This window comes from Paenibacillus sp. FSL P4-0081 (assembly GCF_000758565.1).
Classification (GTDB): domain Bacteria; phylum Bacillota; class Bacilli; order Paenibacillales; family Paenibacillaceae; genus Paenibacillus_AQ; species Paenibacillus_AQ phytohabitans.
This window is the reverse complement of the sequence record NZ_CP009280.1, coordinates 3,647,818-3,669,622: the sequence shown is the minus strand read 5'-3', so window position 1 is coordinate 3,669,622 and position 21,805 is coordinate 3,647,818. Positions and strand designations below refer to the sequence as shown.

At 52.2% G+C, this 21,805-nt stretch carries 24 protein-coding genes; 8 read left to right on the top strand and 16 right to left on the bottom strand.

Going from position 1 to position 21,805, the window contains the following annotated elements; translation table 11 throughout:
- Positions 1-130: 130 nt before the first annotated feature.
- Together P40081_RS15595 and P40081_RS15590 are read right to left on the bottom strand one after the other, a co-directional pair.
- Positions 131-493, bottom strand: a complete 363-nt coding sequence (locus P40081_RS15595; RefSeq protein WP_042136692.1) for a hypothetical protein — start codon at positions 491-493, stop codon at positions 131-133.
- A 315-nt stretch (positions 494-808) separates the two neighbouring features.
- Positions 809-1,810 carry an aldo/keto reductase gene (locus P40081_RS15590; protein ID WP_042136690.1) on the bottom strand — a complete coding sequence of 334 codons (1,002 nt, stop codon included), beginning with the start codon at positions 1,808-1,810 and terminating at the stop codon, positions 809-811.
- A gap of 248 nt (positions 1,811-2,058) precedes the next feature.
- Between P40081_RS15590 and P40081_RS15585 the strand changes: the two genes are divergently transcribed.
- A complete protein-coding gene (locus P40081_RS15585; protein WP_042136688.1) occupies positions 2,059-2,730 on the top strand; it encodes a tetratricopeptide repeat protein in 672 nt (223 codons plus the stop codon).
- An 84-nt stretch (positions 2,731-2,814) separates the two neighbouring features.
- Here P40081_RS15585 and P40081_RS15580 read toward each other — a convergent pair whose 3' ends face one another.
- The 8 genes from P40081_RS15580 to rpiA form a co-directional block, all read right to left on the bottom strand.
- Positions 2,815-3,948 carry a DUF4179 domain-containing protein gene (locus tag P40081_RS15580; RefSeq protein ID WP_042136687.1) on the bottom strand — a complete coding sequence of 378 codons (1,134 nt, stop codon included), beginning with the start codon at positions 3,946-3,948 and terminating at the stop codon, positions 2,815-2,817.
- A complete protein-coding gene (locus P40081_RS39360; RefSeq protein ID WP_144026122.1) occupies positions 3,945-4,073 on the bottom strand; it encodes a sigma factor-like helix-turn-helix DNA-binding protein in 129 nt (42 codons plus the stop codon). The genes P40081_RS15580 and P40081_RS39360 overlap by 4 nt, the downstream gene beginning before the upstream one ends.
- Entirely contained in the window at positions 4,070-4,408 is a 339-nt protein-coding gene (locus tag P40081_RS38525) for a sigma-70 family RNA polymerase sigma factor (protein ID WP_156118626.1), read from the bottom strand. Before P40081_RS38525 ends, P40081_RS39360 begins: the two co-directional genes overlap by 4 nt.
- Before the next feature lie 266 nt (positions 4,409-4,674).
- Entirely contained in the window at positions 4,675-7,833 is a 3,159-nt protein-coding gene (locus P40081_RS15570; RefSeq protein WP_042136685.1) for an MMPL family transporter, read from the bottom strand.
- Positions 7,830-8,282: a MarR family winged helix-turn-helix transcriptional regulator gene (locus P40081_RS15565; protein WP_042136684.1), complete on the bottom strand. Its 453-nt coding sequence runs from the start codon at positions 8,280-8,282 to the stop codon at positions 7,830-7,832. The genes P40081_RS15570 and P40081_RS15565 overlap by 4 nt, the downstream gene beginning before the upstream one ends.
- Positions 8,283-8,493: 211 nt before the next feature.
- On the bottom strand, positions 8,494-8,934 hold the full coding sequence (locus tag P40081_RS15560; protein ID WP_039298121.1) for a GNAT family N-acetyltransferase: 441 nt from the start codon (positions 8,932-8,934) through the stop codon (positions 8,494-8,496).
- Between the two features lie 136 nt (positions 8,935-9,070).
- On the bottom strand, positions 9,071-9,577 hold the full coding sequence (locus P40081_RS15555; RefSeq protein WP_052421844.1) for a VanZ family protein: 507 nt from the start codon (positions 9,575-9,577) through the stop codon (positions 9,071-9,073).
- Positions 9,546-10,226, bottom strand: coding sequence for a ribose-5-phosphate isomerase RpiA (gene rpiA, locus P40081_RS15550; protein ID WP_179093556.1), 681 nt, complete (start codon positions 10,224-10,226; stop codon positions 9,546-9,548). The genes P40081_RS15555 and rpiA overlap by 32 nt, the downstream gene beginning before the upstream one ends.
- Before the next feature lie 72 nt (positions 10,227-10,298).
- On the opposite strand from rpiA, the gene P40081_RS15545 reads away from it, so the two are divergent.
- On the top strand, positions 10,299-10,496 hold the full coding sequence (locus tag P40081_RS15545; protein WP_042136681.1) for a hypothetical protein: 198 nt from the start codon (positions 10,299-10,301) through the stop codon (positions 10,494-10,496).
- 61 nt (positions 10,497-10,557) lie between these two features.
- Here the strand turns inward: P40081_RS15545 and P40081_RS15540 are convergent, their stop codons facing one another.
- A complete protein-coding gene (locus tag P40081_RS15540; RefSeq protein ID WP_042136679.1) occupies positions 10,558-11,112 on the bottom strand; it encodes a macro domain-containing protein in 555 nt (184 codons plus the stop codon).
- Positions 11,096-11,539 carry a hypothetical protein gene (locus tag P40081_RS15535; RefSeq protein ID WP_042136677.1) on the bottom strand — a complete coding sequence of 148 codons (444 nt, stop codon included), beginning with the start codon at positions 11,537-11,539 and terminating at the stop codon, positions 11,096-11,098. The genes P40081_RS15540 and P40081_RS15535 overlap by 17 nt, the downstream gene beginning before the upstream one ends.
- Before the next feature lie 238 nt (positions 11,540-11,777).
- Between P40081_RS15535 and fsa the strand changes: the two genes are divergently transcribed.
- The 3 genes from fsa (at position 11,778) to P40081_RS15520 (ending at position 14,235) form a co-directional block, all read left to right on the top strand.
- On the top strand, positions 11,778-12,425 hold the full coding sequence (gene fsa / locus P40081_RS15530; RefSeq protein ID WP_039298111.1) for a fructose-6-phosphate aldolase: 648 nt from the start codon (positions 11,778-11,780) through the stop codon (positions 12,423-12,425).
- 148 nt (positions 12,426-12,573) lie between these two features.
- Entirely contained in the window at positions 12,574-13,011 is a 438-nt protein-coding gene (locus tag P40081_RS15525; RefSeq protein WP_042136675.1) for a MarR family winged helix-turn-helix transcriptional regulator, read from the top strand.
- A gap of 12 nt (positions 13,012-13,023) precedes the next feature.
- Positions 13,024-14,235, top strand: a complete 1,212-nt coding sequence (locus P40081_RS15520) for an MFS transporter (protein WP_042136673.1) — start codon at positions 13,024-13,026, stop codon at positions 14,233-14,235.
- 227 nt (positions 14,236-14,462) lie between these two features.
- Here P40081_RS15520 and helD read toward each other — a convergent pair whose 3' ends face one another.
- Positions 14,463-16,820, bottom strand: coding sequence for an RNA polymerase recycling motor HelD (gene helD / locus P40081_RS15515; RefSeq protein ID WP_042136671.1), 2,358 nt, complete (start codon positions 16,818-16,820; stop codon positions 14,463-14,465).
- A 237-nt stretch (positions 16,821-17,057) separates the two neighbouring features.
- Positions 17,058-18,113 (bottom strand): FUSC family protein, encoded by a 1,056-nt coding sequence (locus P40081_RS15510; protein ID WP_042136669.1) that lies wholly within the window; start codon positions 18,111-18,113, stop codon positions 17,058-17,060.
- A 228-nt stretch (positions 18,114-18,341) separates the two neighbouring features.
- Between P40081_RS15510 and P40081_RS15505 the strand changes: the two genes are divergently transcribed.
- Positions 18,342-18,842: a hypothetical protein gene (locus tag P40081_RS15505; RefSeq protein WP_042136667.1), complete on the top strand. Its 501-nt coding sequence runs from the start codon at positions 18,342-18,344 to the stop codon at positions 18,840-18,842.
- Positions 18,843-18,874: 32 nt separating this feature from the next.
- On the opposite strand, the gene P40081_RS15500 is transcribed toward P40081_RS15505, so the two are convergent.
- Positions 18,875-19,555: a phosphatase PAP2 family protein gene (locus P40081_RS15500; RefSeq protein WP_042136664.1), complete on the bottom strand. Its 681-nt coding sequence runs from the start codon at positions 19,553-19,555 to the stop codon at positions 18,875-18,877.
- Between the two features lie 111 nt (positions 19,556-19,666).
- On the opposite strand from P40081_RS15500, the gene hfq reads away from it, so the two are divergent.
- On the top strand, positions 19,667-19,888 hold the full coding sequence (gene hfq, locus P40081_RS15495; protein WP_039298097.1) for an RNA chaperone Hfq: 222 nt from the start codon (positions 19,667-19,669) through the stop codon (positions 19,886-19,888).
- 157 nt (positions 19,889-20,045) lie between these two features.
- Here hfq and P40081_RS15490 read toward each other — a convergent pair whose 3' ends face one another.
- Entirely contained in the window at positions 20,046-21,152 is a 1,107-nt protein-coding gene (locus P40081_RS15490) for a lactonase family protein (RefSeq protein ID WP_042136662.1), read from the bottom strand.
- Between the two features lie 199 nt (positions 21,153-21,351).
- On the opposite strand from P40081_RS15490, the gene P40081_RS15485 reads away from it, so the two are divergent.
- Positions 21,352-21,687 carry a LytTR family transcriptional regulator DNA-binding domain-containing protein gene (locus tag P40081_RS15485; protein WP_039298093.1) on the top strand — a complete coding sequence of 112 codons (336 nt, stop codon included), beginning with the start codon at positions 21,352-21,354 and terminating at the stop codon, positions 21,685-21,687.
- The last annotated feature ends 118 nt before the right edge of the window (positions 21,688-21,805 follow it).

Sequence of the window (21,805 nt, the reverse complement as noted above, 5' to 3'; positions counted from 1 at the left end):
GCTTATCTTTGCATTAACATCATTAATGGAGGAGAGCAGCGAACAACCTGTAATGATCTTCACCTCATGAACCAATCTTATTCCATCACGTTACGTTGATACACAAGCCCTGAATGGTAGGATGAAAGCATTATAACGAAAAATCAGTCACGCCTTTCTTAGAGGCATATTTCAGCGTATAGGTTCCTCCGCCCTCAAAGGGCATCGTGGCCATTTTTATCCGGGTATAATCAAGCCTATGCTCTCTTAATACCTTTTTGATCAGAGCCATACCCCGTTGTTCATTTGTAACGACACAAAAGATGTTAAGCGCAAATTGATGCGGGTCTGACACCGTTTTGCCCAACTCATAACCATCCACATAGCCGAGTTCAGCATCAGCCAAGTATTTATTCAGATATTCCGTTACTTTATCCCTCAACCATTCATCGCGCTGGCTCCCTTTAATGCTTTTCAAGGGATATTGTACGACTACCCAGCATTTCTCATTCATTCCAGTTCACTCCCTCGGTCTGATTAGCCCTCAACATGTCCTACGCAGAAAAAGCCAGCACCCGCACCTGCCTGATTATGTATGTGAACTCTCAGAAGTCCCAAACGGCGGATAATTGTATTTCATACAATTAAAAGGTAGCAAAAAACGGAATGTGCCGGATTAGCTGTATTCTGTACAATTAAAAATGGCCGAAAGTCCATATTTAACGAAAGAAGGGGTTTTAGCTGTATGAAATACAGTTAACCCCCCAGTCATTCGATAATCAGTTGATTTTATTGTACGAAATGCAGCTAAAACGCCCCTAATTCCGCATTATTTCTTCACTGCTGCCCAGGACGCTTCATCCAGCAGTTCCAGCTCCTCCGGGTTTAGCCGGAAGGCCATGGCTCCGATATTCTCCCGGGCATGGCGGGCTTTGGATGCTCCCGGGATGGCAACTACGGTGTCGCCATGATAGTGAATCAGCCAGTTAAGGGCAACCTGGCCCGGTGTCACCTCATATTTCTCTGCCAGCTTACCCAGAGAATCAATCAACGGCTTACTGCGGGTCAGACTGGCATCGTCCAGACCCGATTGCATCCGCCGGATCCGGGAGACTGCAGCAATCTGCGACGGATCCTTGTGGAAGCGTCCGGTCAGGATGCCCTGCTGCAATGGAGAGTAGGCAATAATGGAAATCCCCAGCTCCTTGGCAGCGGCCAGAGTCCCGTTCTGATCGATATTGCGGTGCAGCAGATTGTATTTGACCTGATTGGAAACAAGCGGAAGCCCGTAGGTTTTCAACAGCCGGTGTGCCTCAACCATCTGCTTGGCCGAATAGTTGCTTACGCCTACATAACGGATTTTGCCTGCCCGCACAAGTCCTGCCATGGCCTTCATCTCGCTGGCAATGGAGGATAAGGAGAACGGCTGGTGTATCTGATACAGATCAATTCCTCTTCCTCCCAGACAGGCGATACGCTGGTCAATCGTTGCGGTAATGGAGCCGGCTGTCCGCAGCAGCGGCCACCACTTGGTAGCGATCAGCGGTGCGGCATGCGGACTGCCCTCCTTCCGGAGCTGATCCAGCACATGAGCCAGCGCCTCTTCCGATTTGCCCCCTCCATAGATTTCTGCTGTATCAACCCAGTTCATACCGCCTTCCAAGCTGATCTTCACGATCTCTAGAATATCCGTATCGGTAAGATTGCTCCAGTAGCGGCCTACAATGCCGCTTCCCCGGCTGAACTGCCAGCAGCCGAGTCCAAGCGGCGATACGGATAAATCTGACTGTCCCAGCGGGCGTAAATTGACCTTGCTAGCGAGTGTCTCCATATTTCATCCTTCTCTCAGAGAATTAATTGAATACAATATGTAAGAGCTTATATAGCTATGAGACAATATAACTGTACACAAAGCTTAAGTCTTACCCTACAGGCTGTCAATTGTAGTGCCATTAAACACTGCATAATAAGGCCATGGCCTTAAAAAAGGAGGATATGGTATAATTGCCCTGCCATACTGCTCTAATTTTTGCAGGAAGCTTACATAAACACAACTATAACGGAGGGAATTCATTATCCATGATTAAAATTCTAGGTTTCCTGCTGCTGTACCGTCTGCTCGGCAATCCATTTCTGGCTCTGATCATTCTGCTCGTCGTTCTATATTTCGTAGACCGCCGTTATGTGGGCATTCTGCCCAGCTTCTCCAAGCCTTTCCGCCGCAGCCGCCAGATTTCCAAACTGCGCTTGACCATTGCACAGAACCCGAATGATGTAACCGCCAAATTCGACCTTGCCCGGCTGCTGACAGAGCGCAAACGCTACAGCGAGTCCAAGGAACTGCTGATGGCCATCGCCGACCGTTATGAGACCTCCGCTGAATACTGGGTAGAACTGGGGTACGCCAACCTCAAGCTTGGCCAGCTTCCCGAAGGAGAGTCCCAGATGCTCAAGGGACTGGAGATCAACCGCAGGGCGCAATACGGGCAGCCCTACCTTCGGCTCGCCGAAACCTTCCGGCATACGGACCACGATAAGGCCCTCTACTATGTGAGCCAATTCCAGGAGATTCAGACCTCCTCCAGCGAAGCTTATTATCTGGCGGGTTCCATGTACAAGGCTTTGGGGCGCGAGGAAGATGCCAAGCGTGCTTTTGCCGAATCGCTTGCCATTTACCGTTCATTACCCAAATACAAGAAACGACAGGAACGCGGCTGGGCGCTGCGCAGTTATTTCGCCAAGCTGCGCTGAGCGGCATATTATTAATGATACAGGACCTTTACCGCAAACAACCTCCGGCCGCTGCACGTTACCGTGCCCCGGAGGTTGTTTGGGTTATTTTACAGGAACCGTTATTTCAAGTTCAGGAATATATAGCTTATGCCCGTCTTTCCAGACGTAAGGTTTGATTATGATACTCTCCGGCCTCTTCTCAAAAGGTTCAAAGACACTGCTCTGTGATATCGTATGCCCGTTACCGCTACTGCTGCCATCTACCATAACGGCCTCTTGCCCTTGCCCATCCCACAGCTCGAACCAAAAAATGAAACTCCCCTGTTGCTTGTATTTATCTGGAATGGCTTCCTCTATAGCCTTGATATCCGCTCCGGGGTCTCCCGTAACTTCAGTTAGCAGCCGGGTCGATGTTTGGCTTAGTTCCAGCCGCGTGACCCGCAAATGAATATGGTCATGTACCTTGACCTCTCCGGGAACAATCACAAGATCGCCCAATGTATTCTTGCTCACCGGAAACTCAAAGCGGAATGGCTGATCAATTCCATTAATAGAGACCAACATGGTGAGATCAAATTGCTCAGGGAGTTGCAGATTAACTCCACTCAGTGCTGTAACGATGACAGAGTCAGGTGCACCCGTCCCTCCCGAAGCCATGGCATTTCCCGTATTCACCGATTTTCCGTTCACCCGAAACTCAATATTATTGATTCCTCCCGCTTCCTCACCCATACGGGTCAAATCTAACCATTTCCCCTTGTCACCACCGTCTGCTTGAGCACGGGTAAGCACCACTGACAAGCGGCTTCCGTCATACATTTGTTCCGACACACTGATCGTCGTCCCGTCCTGAGTAACGCTCTGCTGAATATTTGTGGTTAGACCTGCTTTATTTGCTTTTTGAAGCCCGGCATCTCCTACAAGATTAAACACACTTTCCATGAAGGGCAGCTGCTTCAGGGTCTCTGCCATTACCGGAGAGATGAACCCCAGGCTAATGATGATCCCAAGCCCCGCAGCCACTGACGCTGCACTGATTATCACCCGGGACAGACAGCTACGTTTGCTCCTGTGTTTGGAGATGTCCTTGTCTGGAGTCTCCTCCAAGCTTGCCTCATCCCGTTCAACGATCATCCGGTAAGTTTTCTCCATACGTGTGTGCACAACTTCCGGCAGTTCAGGAAGACGCTCTTCCTTGAGGCCTTCCAGCCTGCTCTCCAATGGCTGCTGACTCATTCGTTCACCTTCCTTTCTACGGGTTGCGCGAGAGCTTGATATAAGGTTTTTCTGGACCTGTGCAGTCTGGTTTTGACTGCGCTCTCTGAAAGCTCAAGCAGCTCTGCAATCTCCTGTAGCCTCAATCCCTATAATAATGCGGCTTAACAATCGTCCGCGATACCTCTTCCAGCCCGCTGATCGCCTGACGCAGATCTATATCTTCGGCGGATGAAGAAGAGGACTCTATGCTCTCCGGCGGATCGGACATCACTACCACCTTGTCCCGTCTGCGCAGGATCATGTTGCATTCATTAATCAGAATACGAAACAGCCAAGTGTTGAAATAGGCCGCCTCTTTCAATCCGGAGATTGCTCTAAATGCCTTCAGCACAGTCTCCTGCATGGCGTCCGCACAATCCTCGTCATTCCTGACCATGGACTTCGCCATACTGTACATCCGCTTATCCAGACTCTTCACCAGTTGGATGAAGACCTCACTGTCACCTGCCTGTGCACGCTGGACCAGATCCTCTTGTACGGTATCCAGGGTAGATCTCCTCCCTTCCTTCGGGATGCTGCTGCTTCCCGCTTGTTAGTTTGTATATATCTGTTTAGATGAAGCACAGGCGCATAAGGTTACCTCAGTACGAACATTATTTTCTTTTCTTATGTAAACAGCAAAGAACAGGCTCCATTAAACTGGAAGCCTGCTCTTTATTGTATCCTATCAGATAATACTGAACCTTAGAGATTCAGGGTTTTCGGCTTTTCCTCTGCAGCTGCCGTACTGAACGGCCACCAGTTGGCCCGCCCGAACAGCCGCACCATTACCGGCACGAAGAACGGAAGGAACAGCAATGCGTACAGGGCCAGACCCGAGAGCACCACGGTGGCAATCTGCATCATCGACAGCACCCCTGAAGGATACATCGAGGCGAATGTACCGCCCAGGATAACAACGGCTGACAGAATTACCGTTCCCATATTCCGCATGGCATGCAGAATGGCTTCACGCACATCCCATGTTTTATTCTCATTGAACCGGGCCATCAGGAAGATACTATAATCTACCCCGAGGGCAATCAGCATGACGAAGCTGAAGAACGGAGTCGTCCAGGTGATCCCGGAATAGTTCAGCAGATGGACGAAGATCGCCTCCGTTACGCCCAGTGCTGTAAAGTAGGTAATCAGCAGGGAGATAATCAGATACAGCGGCATAATGATTGACCGGAGCAGCAGCACCAATATGATGAAAATACCGCCCAGCATCAGAATCACCGTCCGCGTGTAATCCTCATTAGAGATTTTCTGCAAATCGCTGTAGGTGCTGGTCACGCCGCTCATGGCTGTCTCCGCATTCTCCAGCTTCGTACCGGCCACGGCGCGGTCCACCGCCGCCTGGATATCCCCGACACTGTCAATGGCTTCAGCACTGTATGGATTCTCAGCGAATACAACATCCAGTGTCATGACCTTCCGGTCTCCGGACAGATAGGTATCAAATACCTGCTGAATGCCGTCAGCTTCAAGCGCCTCTGCCGGTACGAAGAACCCGCTCAGCTCGTCATCCTTGGCATCCTGAATCTGCTTAAGGTAATCCTGTGCGGAACTCAGGCCGCCTGTGATTTGTCCCAGGCCATCCGCACTTTGTGTAAGACCATCTGTCAGCTGGCCGAGCTGGCCTGTAAGCTCACCGAAACCGTCCGCGAGCTGCTGCTGTCCGCCCTGCAGCTGATCCAGCCCGCTGGTGATGGACGGAAGCTTGCCGACAATCTGCCCCTGTCCGTCTGCCGCCTGATTCAGGCCGGATTGCAGCTGGCCGATACCGGCCACCAGCTGATCCAGCCCCTTCGCCAGCGCGGATTGGCCTGCTGCCGCTTTGGCATAACCGGCATTGGCTTCGCTCAGGCCCGCTGCCGCACCTTTGAGCTGGGCCGATATCTGGCCCAGCCCTCCGGCCAGCCCTGCAGCTCCAGCGCCGCTCTGCGTCACTGTACCTTTGATCGTCTGGTAATTGATATCCTGCAGCAGCTCCGGATGTGCAGTCTCAAGTCCTGCGAAGGAGCCTTCCAGACCTGTCAGAGCATCTGCAACACCCTGAAGCTGTGTCTGCAGGCCGGCAAGCCCTCCATCCAGCGCCGTCAGGCCGCTGCCGATCTTCTTGTAGCCTTCGAGCAGCGCCGTATTGGCCGCTGCCAGCTGTTTCGCGCTTGCCGCCGCCTGCGAGAGGCCGGCCTTAATCTCTCCGGCTCCGGCTGATCCGCTGCGGATGCCGTTCTCAATACGCGACAGGCCGTCACCCAGCGCAACGATGCCTTCCTTGAGCTCAGCTGTACCTTCCGTCAGCTTGGCGCTCCCGGATGCGGCCTCTGTAAGTTTCGGCCCATTCTCTTTCAGCTGCTCGCTTGCTTCTGCAAGCCCGCTCTGAATTTTGCTTAAGCCTTCATTGCTCTGATCCAGCCCGTCGGCGAGCGTAGCGACCTGAGTAGGGATCAGGAAGTCATTAATTTGCTCCCCGGTCGGACGGGACATGCTGCGCACAGCCTGGACTCCGTCCACCTTTTCCAGCTCACGGCTGATTTTCTCGGCCAGGCCCATATATTCAGCCGTATCCATCCTGTCATCATTCTTAATGACAATCTTGCCCGGCATCGACTCACCCGGACCGAAGCTCTCCGAGATAATGTTGAAGCCTTTGACCGACGCGTAATCCGAGCCGATTTCATCCATGCTGTTGAAGCTCAGCTTCCCGCTGTATGTAAGCAGGAACGGTACAACGATGACTGCCACAATCAGCAGCGCAGCCCAGGGTCTCTTCAGGGAGAAGGAGCCTGCCGCCCCCCAAATCCGGCTCTCGCTGTGCTCCAGCTTGCCGCGTGACGGCCAGAACAGCTTTTGGCCCAGCACCGCCATGAAGAACGGTACAATCGTCACGAGCGCCAGCAGCATCACGGCAATCCCGACAGCCACCGCGACGGCTGAACGGTATAGCATGAATTTGGACAGGCCGATCGCCAGGAATCCGACGAACACCGCCAGCCCTGAATAGAATACGGTACCGCCCGCTTTACGGTAAGTTGAGATAATAGCACTTTGTGTATCCTCGGAATGGGCAAGCTCTTCCTTGAACCGGCTGATCAGCAGGATGCAGTAATCCGTCCCGATCCCGAACATAACTGCGACCATGAATATCTGTGTGAACGTGGACAGGGGAAAATCAAACCGGTCCACCAGAAAAGCCACAACCGACTGTGACACAATATAACTCAGCCCCACGGTAAGCAGCGGCACAAACGGCGCTACGAATGAGCGGAACACAACGAACAGAATGAGCAGAATAAAGACAACTGTAATGTATTCCGACTTCTTCAGCCCGGCTTCCGAGCTGGCAATCGTATCTTCTGTAATCAGCCCTTCACTGGTCATATAATGATCAGCAGTGACGTCACCCAGCAATGCCCCGGCCTTGGCCGGCAGCTCTTTAACCTCTTCCTCTCCGCCCTGCACCGACAAAGCAACCATGATCGTATTGCCGTCTTTGGCAATAAGGGTATCCTTAAGTTCAGGCTGTGTAAAAGGATCGGTAATCGCACTGAGATTCAGGGAATCCTTATTCGCGGCCAGCTTCTCAACGCCTTGCTTAATACTCTCGGTGTCCGCAGCCTGCAGGCCCTCCGGCTTGTTGAACACAAGCGCAACCTGATGTACCGTTTCCCCGCCTTTGGCTTCTGCCACTTCCTTCATGATCTCGGCGGCCTTTGACGAAGTGTATCCTGCCGGGACCGAGATCTGCCCCTTCTCCCGTACCAGATCGGACATAGCCGGGGCGGTCAGGAATAACACTACTGCCACCGCCAGCCATATAGCGATAATTGCCCATCTTGCTTTTAAAATGGTTCTCAATTGTTTCTACCTCCTGGTTCCTGCATCAGAAATGCCAGCTTCTCAAACATCGTAATGAACCGCTCGATATCGTGATCCTCGAAGTGGAACAAGTAGGGGGAGATAACCTCCTGCATCTGCTTCTCGGAAGTGCTGTAGACACTTTTGCCATGCTCCGTCATCGTCAGATACACCTGCCGGCGGTCATTCTCATCACGGGTCCGCTCAATCATTCCAGCTTCGTCCAGCCGGTTGATAATAGCCGTAATTGAGCTCTTGCCCACCGCCACTGCCTCAGCCAAATAGGTGGAGGTACACTTCTCCTGTCCGGCAATCAGCCGGAGAATCAGGAACTGGTCATTCGTCAGCCCTTCGCCAAAAATATCCCTGAGTCTGGCATTAATCTGCCTGGTCACAACCATATAAGCGTCCACGTAACGGTTGATCCATTCCTCTGCATCCTTTTTCATGCGGGTTCCTCCTTTACGAAATAATAGTTCACGTGTAGAACAGTTTCACAATAAAACTATATTGTCCTATTCTTAAAAAGTCAACCGCTGATCATGAATTTTACATTCCAGCGTAAAAACAGCCACCCTGCACCGTAAAGTGCTGAATGGCTGATCTCTTCCCATATAATCTGTCAGTAATTTTCTGTTACGTTGAGGCCAGCCTTCCGGTTTACTCCTCGTCCTCGGTCTCTTCAACCTCGTACACACAGCGGAACATTTCGATTCCGGCTGCGTTCTCGCCCAGGCTGTATACCATAAATCCAAGGCTGCGGTAGAAATCCGCGGCAATCTCATCTTCGGTCTCCGCCACCAGATAACGCGGCTGACGGGTCGTCACCAGCTCCAGAATCATCCCCCGCGCATAGCCCTTGCCCCGGTTCTCCGGCAGCACTGCAATATGGCGGATATCCAGCGATCCGTCCTCAGTCTCTTCAAAGCCGGTGAGGCCGAGCAGCAGCCCTTCCTCCTCCCAGCCGCATAGCTGCAGTGCCGCTTGCTCCCGGTATTCTGCCGAAGTGCGCTCCAGCGCATCCGGATCATCTATAACCGCATAAGCCAGCAGTTCGTTCACCTCAGGGGTTCCGACAAGCGGCTTCAAATCAATCAACATTATTTGACCTCCTAAAAGTTTGTTTAGCACTTCCCACCATAAAGCGGCTTCCTGCAAGCCTGCTTCGAAAGCACATGCTTAAGTGGGGAATGTTCTCCTGTTGCCGGTGAGACCAAAGGTTCAGAGCAGCCTCCGCCTATCCCCGCACCAGCCGCAGCAGTGCATATCCCGCCCATACCCCCAGCAGGTTAAGCAGCAGATCATCAATATCCAGGCTGCCCGCCCGCAGCAGCATTTGCATCAGCTCAAGCACTATTATACATAGAACGGATACTAGCGTTAACCGCAGCAATGAGCGGTAAGCGGTGCTAACCAGAGGCAGCAGGATGCCAAAAGGCACAAACACGGCAACATTACCCAGCAGGTTAACCAGCCGCCCCGAGTAAGACACTCCGTTACTCATATCAAAATACAGACGCATGGTGCGCAGCGGCTCCAGATTGTAGCGCAGCGGCCCCTCTGTCTGAAGCGTCCGTCCAAAGCCGAGAAACATCCAGTAGATCAGCACTGCACTGTATATGAGTAGCAGCAGCCAGGCCAGTATCCGCCGCCCCGGGGGCAGCTTCTGTCTATTTGCCGCCGGTTTTCCTTTCCGGCGGTGTTTACGCGTGTTAGAGATTGCTCTCACCTTCAATGATTTCAATGGTGCCGTCATTCTTGCCGATCACTGCCATATCGGCAATGCCGATGAACAGCCCGTGCTCCACGACTCCCGGAATACGCTGGAGGGCAAGCGCCAGATCAGCAGCCGAGTCAATAGCCTCGAAGCGGCAGTCGGCAATATAGTTGCCGTTATCCGTCTTATACAGCTCACCGCCGCTGCGGCGCAGCTCCGGCTTACAGCCAAGCTTGGCCAGGTCAGCGACAGTCCACTCCCAGGCAAACGGCACGATCTCAACCGGCAAAGGGAATTTGCCAAGTGTGGTCACGGCCTTGCTCTCATCTGCGACCACAATCATACGGGTGCTGCCCATCGCAACAATCTTCTCGCGGAGAAGCGCGCCGCCGCCCCCTTTGATCAGCTGCAGTGCACCATCAAGCTCATCCGCACCGTCAATGGTCAGATCCAGAGAATCCACCTCGCCAAAGGCAACCAGCGGAATTCCCAGCTCACGGGCCTGATCCTCCGAAGCCTGCGAGGTAGCCACTGCCGTGATCTTCAACCCTTCACTAACACGTTCACCCAGCTTGCGGATGGCCCAGTAAGCCGTAGAACCTGTACCCAGTCCTACCTTCATTCCGTCCTGTACGTACTCGACGGCTTTCTCTGCTGCCAGCTGCTTAACATTGATACTCATTTTATTACCCCCATGTTATCCGTTATAATGAACCAAGTACAATAATGCACACCAGGAGGATTCCGGATGAGAACCGAAAATCAGATTCAATCCAAAATCAACGAATTGACGCTTCAGCGCAGATCTCTGGAGTCGCGTCTGGCACCCTTGTCTGCCGAAGATCCGCAGCGGGCAGCGCTGAATGCCCAGCTGACCCGGCTGGAAGATATGATGATGATGCTCGAATGGGTACTGAACGCACCCACGGGTAAATATCACGCCTAACGGGTAGTTAAGGACAATATGTAAGCCCGAACAGATCAGCAGGCAGGCCTACACTGTCAGCTCAGCTATAATCTTTGAGCATGGCCTCATATAGTATGGCATTGTCATGTTCAAAGCAGATAAATTCAATCCGCTGCAGCGGGAGCTCCGCTGATGTCCGTTCACGCACATAAGTCACGACTGAATCCAGCGCCGTCTTGCAGGCCAGCTCTTTGGGGAAGTTATAGATTCCTGTACTGATGTTCGGAAAGGCGACACTCCGTGCCCCGTAAGAGCATGCCAGACTGAGGCTGCTGCTGTAACATTGGGATAAAATAGCCGTCTCGCCTGCAGCGCCCCCTTTCCAAATCGGTCCTACGGTATGAATGACTCCCCGGAACGGGAGAAGACCTGCTGTGGTTACCGCGGCTTGTCCCGGGAGTATCCCGCCTTGCTTCTGCCGGATTACAACGCATTCTTCTGCAATCCGGGGGCCGCCTGCCCGGTGAATCGCACCGTCCACTCCCCCGCCCCCGTAGAGGCCTGAGTTGGATGCGTTCACAATCATCTCACCCTGCCAGGCGGTAATATCGCCTTCACTTACTGAAATCACTACATTGTTAACTGTGATTTGCATGTTCGGCCTCCTGTTTCGCCGCAGTCTCCAGCGCTTTAATCAATTCCTTCTCCCCCCTGCGGACAGCCTTGCCCGGAAAAGATAAATGTTCAAACCGGACTCCCTGCATCGCGGCCTGGCGGAGATTGCTGAGCATATAATTCTGCGCGTCGGACAACACCATCTCGCCCCGTCCGGCAGCAACCCTGCACAGCGCATGCGTGATGAAGGACTCTCTGTCCGCCCCGTCAAACAGCGTGAATTGAAACAAAGGGACTGCTTCCGGCAACTCCTCATTCGGAGAGAAAGTCTGATGATATACAGAATACATCAAATGGCCGGTATAGGCTCTGGATGAATCATTCTCCCGTTCAGCAAGCATTCTGCTGTTCTGAAAGGCAATAATTCCGGCGGCGAACAGCAGAAACAGCACCACACTTCCAATCAAAGTAAATATTCCCTTCACCGCCAATCGCATGAAATGGACAATACCGTTTCTATATTATCATGTAGAGAAGTCTGCCGTGAATGGCCCGGAGGCAAGAAATGTTTATTTAAGCGTTTCATCTATAAAGTTATTTTGAGATATTCAAATTAACAGTTGAAACTTCCCGTGGCATGTCTCATAATGAAGTGGAGCAAACTGATTTGTCAATCCATACGAAATCAAGGGAGGATACCTGGAAATGAAATTTTTCTTGGATACCGGAAATATTGAGGAAATCAAACGTATTACCCGCCTCGGATTAGTGGATGGCGTAACGACGAACCCGTCGCTGATCGCCAAGGAAGGCAGATTGTTTAAAGATGTTATCCAAGAGATCGTGGCGATTGTACCCGGTCCGGTCAGCGCCGAAGTTATCGGTCTCACAGCGGAAGAAATGCTTAAGGAAGCTTACGAAATCGCTGAATGGGCTCCGAACGTCGTAATCAAGCTGCCAATGACTGAAGATGGTCTTGAAGCTTGTTATGAACTGACCAAGAAAGGCATCAAAACTAACGTTACGCTCGTATTCTCCGCTGCTCAAGGCCTCATGGCAGCCAAAGCGGGAGCTACTTATATCAGCCCGTTCGTCGGACGTCTGGACGATATCGGTGTTGACGGCATGAAGCTGATCAAGGATCTGAAGACCATTCTCACTAACTATGGCCTGAAATCCGAAATCATTGCAGCCAGCATCCGCAATATCGCCCACGTAGAGCAAGCAGCTATTGCCGGCGCTCATATTGCTACCATCCCGGGTTCACTCTTGCCTTCCCTCTGGAAGCACCCGCTGACAGACAACGGTATTGAGCGTTTCCTGAAGGATTGGGAGAAAGTGCCGCAAGTTTAAAATCATAAAGGTTTATTAGTTTAAGCCCCCTTCCGCGAAACGCGGAGCGGGGCTTTTTGTTATTTGGCGTCCCGCAAATGCCTTGACCAATTTGCTTGTTGTAATTATAATTGTCATAACAACTAATTTTTCGAAGGAGCATTTTTTTATGCCGCATTCTTCTCCGCAGCAATTTCTCGGTTTCCTGCTGGGCTCCACCCACCGCAGGATTACCACCGGCTTTGCCAGGGCTCTGAAGCCTTATGATATTACTCCCGAGCAATGGTCGGTCCTGCTCATGATCTGTGACCGCAGCGGGATCAGCCAGAAGGAGGTAGCCGCTGCTGCCGCCAAGGACCAGCCGACCACTGCACGGATCGTTGAGCTCCTGCTCAAGAAAGGATTCATCAGCAAGTCCATGAATCCCGGTGACCGCAGGGCTTTTCAGCTCTACGCCACAGAAGAAGGGCAGTCGCTAATCGGAAATACGCTCGGGCTGGAGCAGCAGACCATTAATACTGCTGTGGCCGGGCTGAATCCGCAGCAGCTTGAAGAGCTCCGCAGCATGCTGGAGCTGATCTACCACAACACTAACCATCAAGAATAGGAGCACACACCTTTGAGCAATTCAACAGAACGTCTATGGACCAAGTCCTTCATTACTCTCACCCTATGCAATCTGCTGCTGTTCACCGGCCTGCAGATGACCTTATCCACCCTTCCGGCGTATGCGGAAGGCACACTGCATGCAACTTCCGTGCAGGTCAGCCTCGTAACCAGCCTGTTCGCACTCAGCGCTATCGCTTCCCGTCTATTCTCGGCCAAAGCCATGGAGAAGGGCGGCCGTAATCTGCTGATCTTCCTCGGACTGTCCGTTTCACTCGCGGCCGTAGCCGGCTATTACTTTGCAGGCAGTATCGCTGCCCTGCTGCTGCTCCGGATGTTATTCGGCGTTGGCTTCGGAATGGCCAGTACTGCCTTTCCGACTATGGCATCCGACGTAATTCCTGTCCGCCGGATGGGTGAAGGCATGGGCTATTTCGGGCTGTCCACCAGTCTGGCAATGTCCGCCGGTCCGCTGATCGGGCTCAGCCTGCTGCAGGGACCCGGCTTTGGCTCCCTGCTCCTCGGCGCAGGAGCTGCGCTGGCCATTATCTTCCCGCTGGGCTACCGCCTGGCCAAGACCTTGCCCCCGCAGCACAAAGAGCCCGCAGGAGTACCCGTTGCTGCCTCCGGGGGCGGGGCGTACCGCAGGCTGTTTCTTCCCTGCCTGCTTAACTTCCTGTTATCCATCTCCTATGGCGGACTGATTGGCTTCCTGGCGCTCTTCGGAGCTGAAAAGAGCCTGCCCCACGTAGCCTACTTCTTCCTGTTCAATGCCGTGTCGATTGTGATTATCCGTCCGCTGTCCGGCAAGATTTATGACCGCTTTGGCCCGGCAGCACTGCTTATCCCGGGAAGCCTGTTTATCGCCGGCGGTTTGCTGCTGCTCTCTTTTGCAACAACGACAGCTGCCCTGTTCCCAGCCGCCCTATGTTACGGCTTCGGCTTCGGGTCGATGCAGCCTGCACTCCAGACCTGGATGATCCAATCCGTAGAACCGCGCCAGCGCGGGCTGGCTAACGGCATGTTCTTTAACTCCCTTGATCTCGGAGTCGCCATCGGCACCTTGCTGCTTGGTGCAATTGCCTTATATACAAGCTATACGGTTATGTACAGATATTCTATAATCGCACCTGTCCTGCTGCTCGTAATCTACCTCTTCGTCTATGCATCACAGCGCAGCAGAAGACGCCACTCCCCTGCACAGGAAGTGATCAGCCACACGTAACCCACGCTATAGTTCAAATACCTTCCAATGCCCCCATGACATCAGCAGCAGCGAACCAGCGGCGGTCCAAGTGCCACTCCGGTGAATCCAATGCTGCTGTACAGGGCGGCACTCATCGTTCACAACACCTTTTATTGTGGTTTTTTCTGGAGTCTGATATTCGCCAGCGTCAAAAAAACCGCCCGGCGTTTACACGCGTAGACGGTTCTGCAGACAATCCATTGCTCTCAGTCCTGTAAAGCTCCTGCCGATACAGTCTCGCGCACCGCAGCCGGAAGGAACGGATTAGGCTGACCCAGGCTGTAGATATGAAGCAGATGCATCGCCCGGGTACAGGCGGTATAGAAAAGCTTGCGTTCATGCTCACGGCCATATTTCTCTGCGGAGCCATCGTAGATAATTACGGCATCGAACTCCACGCCTTTAGCCAGATAGGCGGGCAGCACCAGAGTGCCCTTTTGAAAATTAGGCGTTTCCTTGGTAACCAGCCTAACCGGCAGCCTGCTCTGCAGTTCATTATGCACCCGTGCACTTTCTTCCGCTGTTTTGCAGATAACAGCTACATAATGATAGCCCTGTGCATGCAGACTCAGCACATCCTGCTCCACCGAGGCCAGCAGGTCGTCTTCACTGTCCACGACTGTCAGCAAAGGCTCCTCGCCGCGCCGGTTAAACGGTACGATTTTCTCCCCTCCGGGAATCATCGCCCGTGTAAACTCGACAATCTCATAGGTAGAGCGGTAGCTGCGGGTCAATGAGATCACTTCCGTGTTCTCTTCGCCATAGATGCTGACCAGCCCGGCCAAATCCCCAAGCACCTCACCTTGCGCATAGATTGCCTGGTTGAGATCGCCCAGCACAGTCATTTTGGCCCGCGGAAAGAGCCGGCGCATGAATTCCAGCTGGAACGGCGAATAATCCTGCACTTCATCGACGATCACATGACGGATCAGTGTATTGGTGCGGAAGCCCTGACTGAGCTCCTTCAAATACAGAAATGGTGTCGCGTCTTCGTAGGCCAGTTCGTTCCCGGCAATGGTAGCCAGCGTGAAGCTGCAGATGTCATCCCATACATCAGGCAGAACCTGGCTGCTGTTCAGGCTGTCCATTAACTCCCGGTCGGTAAACAGCCGGCTGTACAGCCCCTTCACATCAACGAACCGTCCGCGTTTGGTCCAGCCGCGCAGCGGCTTGAGGCGCTGGCTGACGATATAACGGGCGAGCATGATTTTCTCCGTTTCAAAATCATCAAAGCTATCATTATGCCCTCCGCCCTTGCGGCGCATCATATTATAAGCACGCTGATAGTCGCTGTTGTCCATAAGCTCAATCTGGTCATCGACCCATGATGCACTGCGTTCCTCAATGCTAAATGCTGCTATTCTTTTGAGCAGCCAGCCGGTCATCAGTTCGATCCGGTTAGCCAGCTTGATACCCGGGTCATAGCTATAGAACTGGCGCTCCATCTCTTCCTTGCCGACAACCGCACGCCCCTGGAACATCAGCGGCTTGAACATCATGCCTTCGTGCTCCAGCAGGTTTACATACCGCCGGATGACATCCAGGAACGATACGGAGGATTTATAGGTGATCCCTGCTCTGCGTATGGAGGCTTCCGGCCCATCCGGCGCGTTCAGCAGGCTCTCCGTCTGATTGAACACATCCTCCAGCTGAAACTCTTGTCCGAGCCGGTGCTCCAGATACATCTGGAAGGTGGTCTGCTGCATATTCTCTTCACCGAGTTCAGGCAGAACGGTTGATACATAGCTGTTAAACAGCGGGTTCGGTGAAAAGAGCAGCATCTGGTCTGCCTGCAATACCTCGCGGTATTTGTAGAGCAGGTAAGCTACCCGCTGCAGCGCCGCTGAGGTCTTGCCGCTTCCGGCCGCACCCTGCACAACCAGCATCCGGCTTCTGTCGTTGCGGATCACCGCATTCTGCTCCTTCTGGATGGTCGCAACAATGCTCTTCATCCGGTCATCGGCGCTGTGGCTCAGCACCTGCTGAAGCAGCTCATCGCCGATCGTTACGCCGGTATCGAACATCACTTCGATCTCTCCATTATCGATTACAAACTGGCGTTTGAGCTCCATGTTCCCCGTAATTAGTCCGCCCGGCGTGTCATAGGACGCCGGACCCGGCGCACCGTCATAATACAGGCTCGATATCGGGGCCCGCCAGTCGTAGATCAGGAAGGTTCCGTTATCCTCCATCAGTGAACCGATGCCCAGATAGATTTTATCTGCCGCAGCATCAGCTGATTCCGAGAAATCAATCCGGCCAAAGTAGGGGGATACGACCAGCTTTTTATATTTTTTGAGTGCTTTACTGGACTGCAGATGATGGCGTTCGCGTTCGTTCAGGATCTGCGCCTGCTGCCGCAGGCTTGTTGAGGTCTCGCCCAGATCGTCAGGACTGCTGAAGTTCACGGTAACTTCTTCCCAGAAGTCCTTACGCATATCCACGACATCCGTACGGTGGAGTCCAAGCTCCTCCGACAGCAGCCGGATGTGGGTAGATAACTGCCTGGTAATTCCGGTTACCCGCTCCTGCTCCTCTTGCCACTCGTGATCATGTTTATCCAATGCATTTCATCCCCTTCAGAAGGTTGACATTCATAATTCTACATGTTATAATTAAATTGAATAACTATGTTTTTTTGAATTAGGCTTTATTTGATATCTTTTTATATTACCAACTCTTTAGCGCTTTTACAAGTTTCCGGCACAATTTATTTCTAAGATAAGAATTGCTTCACGCAATACATAACCCTATGATGTATATATTCATCCGGTCCCTCTGGGACCGGATTTTTTTGTTCTTTATATTTTTCCCGTCATATCGGCAGTGTCCTTCTCGTCCGTGTTCATCCGGTTAATCTGATCAGCCACCCTATCCAGACGATCCAGCTGATAGCCGTAATCATATATTGCCGCTGCCACCACGGACAACCGCAGCTGCCCGGATTTCTCAGGATCATATCCGTGGATGGCCGCCTCCAGAAATCGGTCGTTGTCCTCTGCCAGAAGTTCAGAATCATTCGCACCCGGCTTCAGCTTATCCTCGAATTTCAGCAGGATGTACTCATGATATTTAATCAGCTGCTCCAGATGCCGGTCAAACAGCTCATCGGTACGTTCTGTCCGCTCGGCCTGGAAGTAATGCCGGTCTATAGCCTCCAGCACCTGAAACCCCTTCTGCAGAGAATTGAGCAGATTCTTATACACCACCATCTGCCTTGTCTGACTGTATTTCGCCCTTCTTAGCTGCTTCTGCTCCTCTTCGAACAATGCATACTTGTCAGCCAATGCCTTAATGGAACCCTCCAGAGCGTTCTTCTCATCCCGGAATACACTTTCCTTCATTTCATGCGATACCGCAGTCCTTAGCAGCAGCGACAGGCTGGTGAACACATTCTCAATCTGCTGGATGTACTGCTTGCGCGGCTTCGGCGGAAAGACAGCGATATTAATAATGAATGCCGACAGAATACCGGTCAGCGTCAGCAGAAAACGGGTGAGCGCAAATTGCCACTGCCCGGAAGCCTCCATTACGGAGATTACGGTAACCAGCGTCAGGCCGATTGTATCAGCGCGGTTCATTTTCATGCTGATCATAATCACCAGAATACATACCAGCCCGACCGCAATCGGTTCATTGGACAGCAGCATTCCGCCCAGCAGTGCTATCACAGCTCCCATGGTGCTGGTCTGAATCTGATCGAGGAAATACCTCCATGATCTGTATATGGATGGCTGCATGGCAAAAATAGCCGCTATAGCCGCACCGACAGGGGAGGCGAAATTAAATAGAACGGACAGATAAAGTGCGAGCGTGACTGCCATTCCTGTTTTGAGTATGCGGGCACCAAAAGCCAAATCCATCCCTCCTAAAGAGCTTGATCTATTTCAATATAGATGCTGTGAATAAAAATTTATGTATATCCTGAAGGTATTCGGTAAATCTCTAATAATTGCACACACATTATTACCCATGAAGCACGCTGGCGAATTTTAGTATGGCTTAAGCCGGGTTTAAGGATTCTTTCAGCTTTCGGGGAATACTGGGTACATGTCAGCCAACATACAACTCAGAAGAGGTGAATCATGAACAACCCTATCCAAAGAATTACTGCATTCACTGCAGCCGTAATGCTCACTATGGCACCGGCTGCCGCTTTTGCGGAGAATCCGTCTGCCGGCACAGCCACTTCCGCACCGGATTCCATACACGCCGGCAGGGAGCATGGGCATCCTCACGGCGGGAACAAGAACTTCCGGGCCGGAGGCCATTTCATCATCAATGAAACGGCTAAGCTGCTTGAGATGGACCGTTCAGAGCTCATTGACAGCCTGAAGGCAGGCAAGACACTCTCTGCCCTCGCCCAGGAGAAAAAGGGCTGGAGCGAAGATCAGTACATCCAGAAGCTGAGTGAAGCCGCCAGCCTCAAGGTCGACGAGTCGGTCAAGGACGGCCGGATTACGAAAGAGGACGCCGACAAGCTGAAGGCCGGGCTGCCCGTAATGATCAAGCTGAGCCTTAGCCGTGCGGCTCAGTTTCATCAGGCCAAGCCTTCACAGCAGCCTGCTGCGCCGAAGACACGCTAAAGCACCAGTCAATGATGCGGATGCCCTGCAGATTATTTGCGGGCATCCTTTTTGCGTTGCGGGCCTCCCCCTTTGCGCTCCCTGGAGTTCCGGTAAGCCTCGAAGCAGGCGGCAGACAGCATGAGCCATGCGCCGCTGGCTGCGTAGCCGCCGATCACATCACTGGGATAATGCACGCCCAGATAAATCCGGCTCCAGCCGATCCCGCCGGTCATCAGCACGGTGAACAGAATCAGGATGAACCGCTCACGTCTGTTGTGCATATGCCTCCAGAGAAGATAGGCAATCACTCCGTATAAAGAGAAGGCAGCCATAGAATGTCCGCTCGGAAAGCTGTACCCGGCCTGTTCAATGAGTCTGTGTATACTGGGACGTTCGCGGTGGAACCACAGCTTCAGCAGTGTATTCAGCAATTGCGAGCCTAAGCCTACCCACAGAAACAAAGCCAGCTCCATCCGGTGCTTCAAGGCGAAGAATAATATAGTCATAGTCAGCAGCGAAATCCCGATAGCCAGCCTCGAGGAGCCGACGAGCGATAAGCTTTTGGCCAGCGCAGTGAGCGGCGGCGATTCCACAGATTGCACGATATGTATAACGGCACGGTCAAAGCCTGCAGCTCCGCCCTGCTTCACCAATACAGCGATCAGGATAAATCCCAGCAAAAACCATATAAAACGGCGAAATCCGCCGGACCAGTAATGATAATAAAGCATAACTACCCCCTTGTCTATTTCCGCGCCTGATGACAGATTTCCTGGAAGAGTCTCTCCCGTGTTATAATTGCCTAAGAAGTTAATTCATACTAAAGATGGAGTGCTGCCAAAGTGGAAAGTCTAAAATTACAGGAACGATTGTTGAACCAGTGTATCTCAACAAAAGTGCCCGTGACCATTTTTACAACTAACGGAGTCAAAATGCAGGGACTCGTAACCTCTTATGACGCTTATACTATCACCTTGCAGGGTCAAGGTGACGGCAGACAGAACGTACTCTTCAAATCGGCAGTCTCCACGGTAGTGCCGCTGAAGCCCGTCTCACTCAAATAAGCAGTCCCGCCCGGCGCATCTCTGGGCCTAACACCTACAAATTAACCGTCCCGAATTCAAAAGGAACACCGGAGCAAGCCATTCCGGTGTTCCTTTTGCCATTGTTGCCTGGCAGGACAAGCATTACACTTTGCAGTTAGTAACCGGTCCGAAATAATTATCCGGCAAATACTGCAGGCATTACACAGACCGGCTTGGACAATTCCGCCGTATTTCCTGTGAAGGTTAACCGCCCGCCGGCAGCATCCAGTGAGAAGACCACCAGATTATTGCCGTCCCGGTTGGCTACAATCAGATAGGCTCCGTCCGGCGTGACCGTGAAGTGGCGCGGATGCCCCCCTCTTGTGGATACATGCTCCACCAATGTAAGCTCAGCCGATGCCGGATTTACAGCGTAGACCACAATACTGTCGTGGCCGCGGTTAGAGCCGTACAGATATCTGCCATCCTTGGAAAATGCAATTTCGGCACAGCTGTTATTCTCTGACGGGTAACCTTCCGGAAGTGTCGATACCGTAAATGCCGTCTGCAGAGTCCCTGCATCAGCATCATATAGGAAGGAAGTTACGGTGGAATCCAGCTCATTGATCACATAAGCGGATTTGCCATCCGGATGGAACACGAAATGGCGTGGTCCCGCTCCTTCATGCAGTACAGTATCTCCAAGCGCTTCAAGCTTCTTCGCTTCTTTGTTAATCCGGTAGGTCCGGATCAGATCCAGCCCCAGATCAGATACAAACAGGAAGCGCTCATCCGGACTGAAGATGGCCGAATGCGGATGCGGCCGGTCGTGGCCCGGAAGATCACTATGTCCGGTATGTACTGCAATATCCGTCAGGGCTTCGGGTATCCCGTCTGCATCCAGAGTAAGCAGTCCTACCGTTCCCCCGTGATAGCTGCATACTACAATATGTTCGCTTTCAGCATCTCTATTGATATTACAGGTCGTGGTTTGACCCGTGCCTGCGGCAGGCATCGTCGGAGTCCGCTTCAATTCAGTCAGCTTGCCGGTCTTCGGCTCAATCGCGAAGGTTACAATCTCTCCCTCTTTGCCGCCCTCCCCACTTGGCTTCTCGCCAATCGCATACAGCTTCAGCCCGGAAGGGTCCACATTTACGAACGTCGGGTTCGTTATGCCATCAGCTGTATCCAGCCTCTCAAGTGTACCTCCGGCTTCACCGTCAAAAGCAAACACCTGAACTCCGCTCTCCTCAGCCGTTGCATAAGAGCCGGTAAACAACAGCAGCTTCGTATTCTCATTCATCTGGGTAATCCTCCTCCAACTTGTGGTTATGGATGCATATCAGCCATCTATATAATTTACAGTTTTTCGTGAGGTATGACAAATGCAACGGAAAAAATGACAAAAAACATTTCAAAAATAAGACTTCTCAAAGCAAAAAGAGTATGCTATAATGAAAGCGCTAACATCAATGTTAATTATGTATAAAGGGGGAACACGAATGAGCAGCCTGCTGGAAGCCAGAAATGTATATGAGGACTTCGAGGTGGAGACAGACATTCTGTTCTTTAAGGTCGGGGACCATGACCTTGTCATTTTTCACGGCAGAAACTACAACATTAAAAAGAGAATGACTGCCGAGCAACTGAACCGCTTATTGTCGAGTAACAGCTATTATCATGTGTACGGGGGCTGCTACGTTAACCTGAACAAGATCAGCTCCATCGAAGATGACTGTATCTATTTCGGTGAAATGGGCTTGTATGCGAAATCTGTACGCGTTCCCAGACGCAAACAGGAAAGCATCCGCCATCTGCTGAGAGGGCTTAGCTCCTGAGGCGGATACATATCCGCTGCCTGCTAATCCGTAGAATACAGCACAGAATTATTTTTACGCATTCAATGTCTCTCTCATCTGGCCGGAGCGCGCATGGGGAAACCTATTGCTGCTCCGG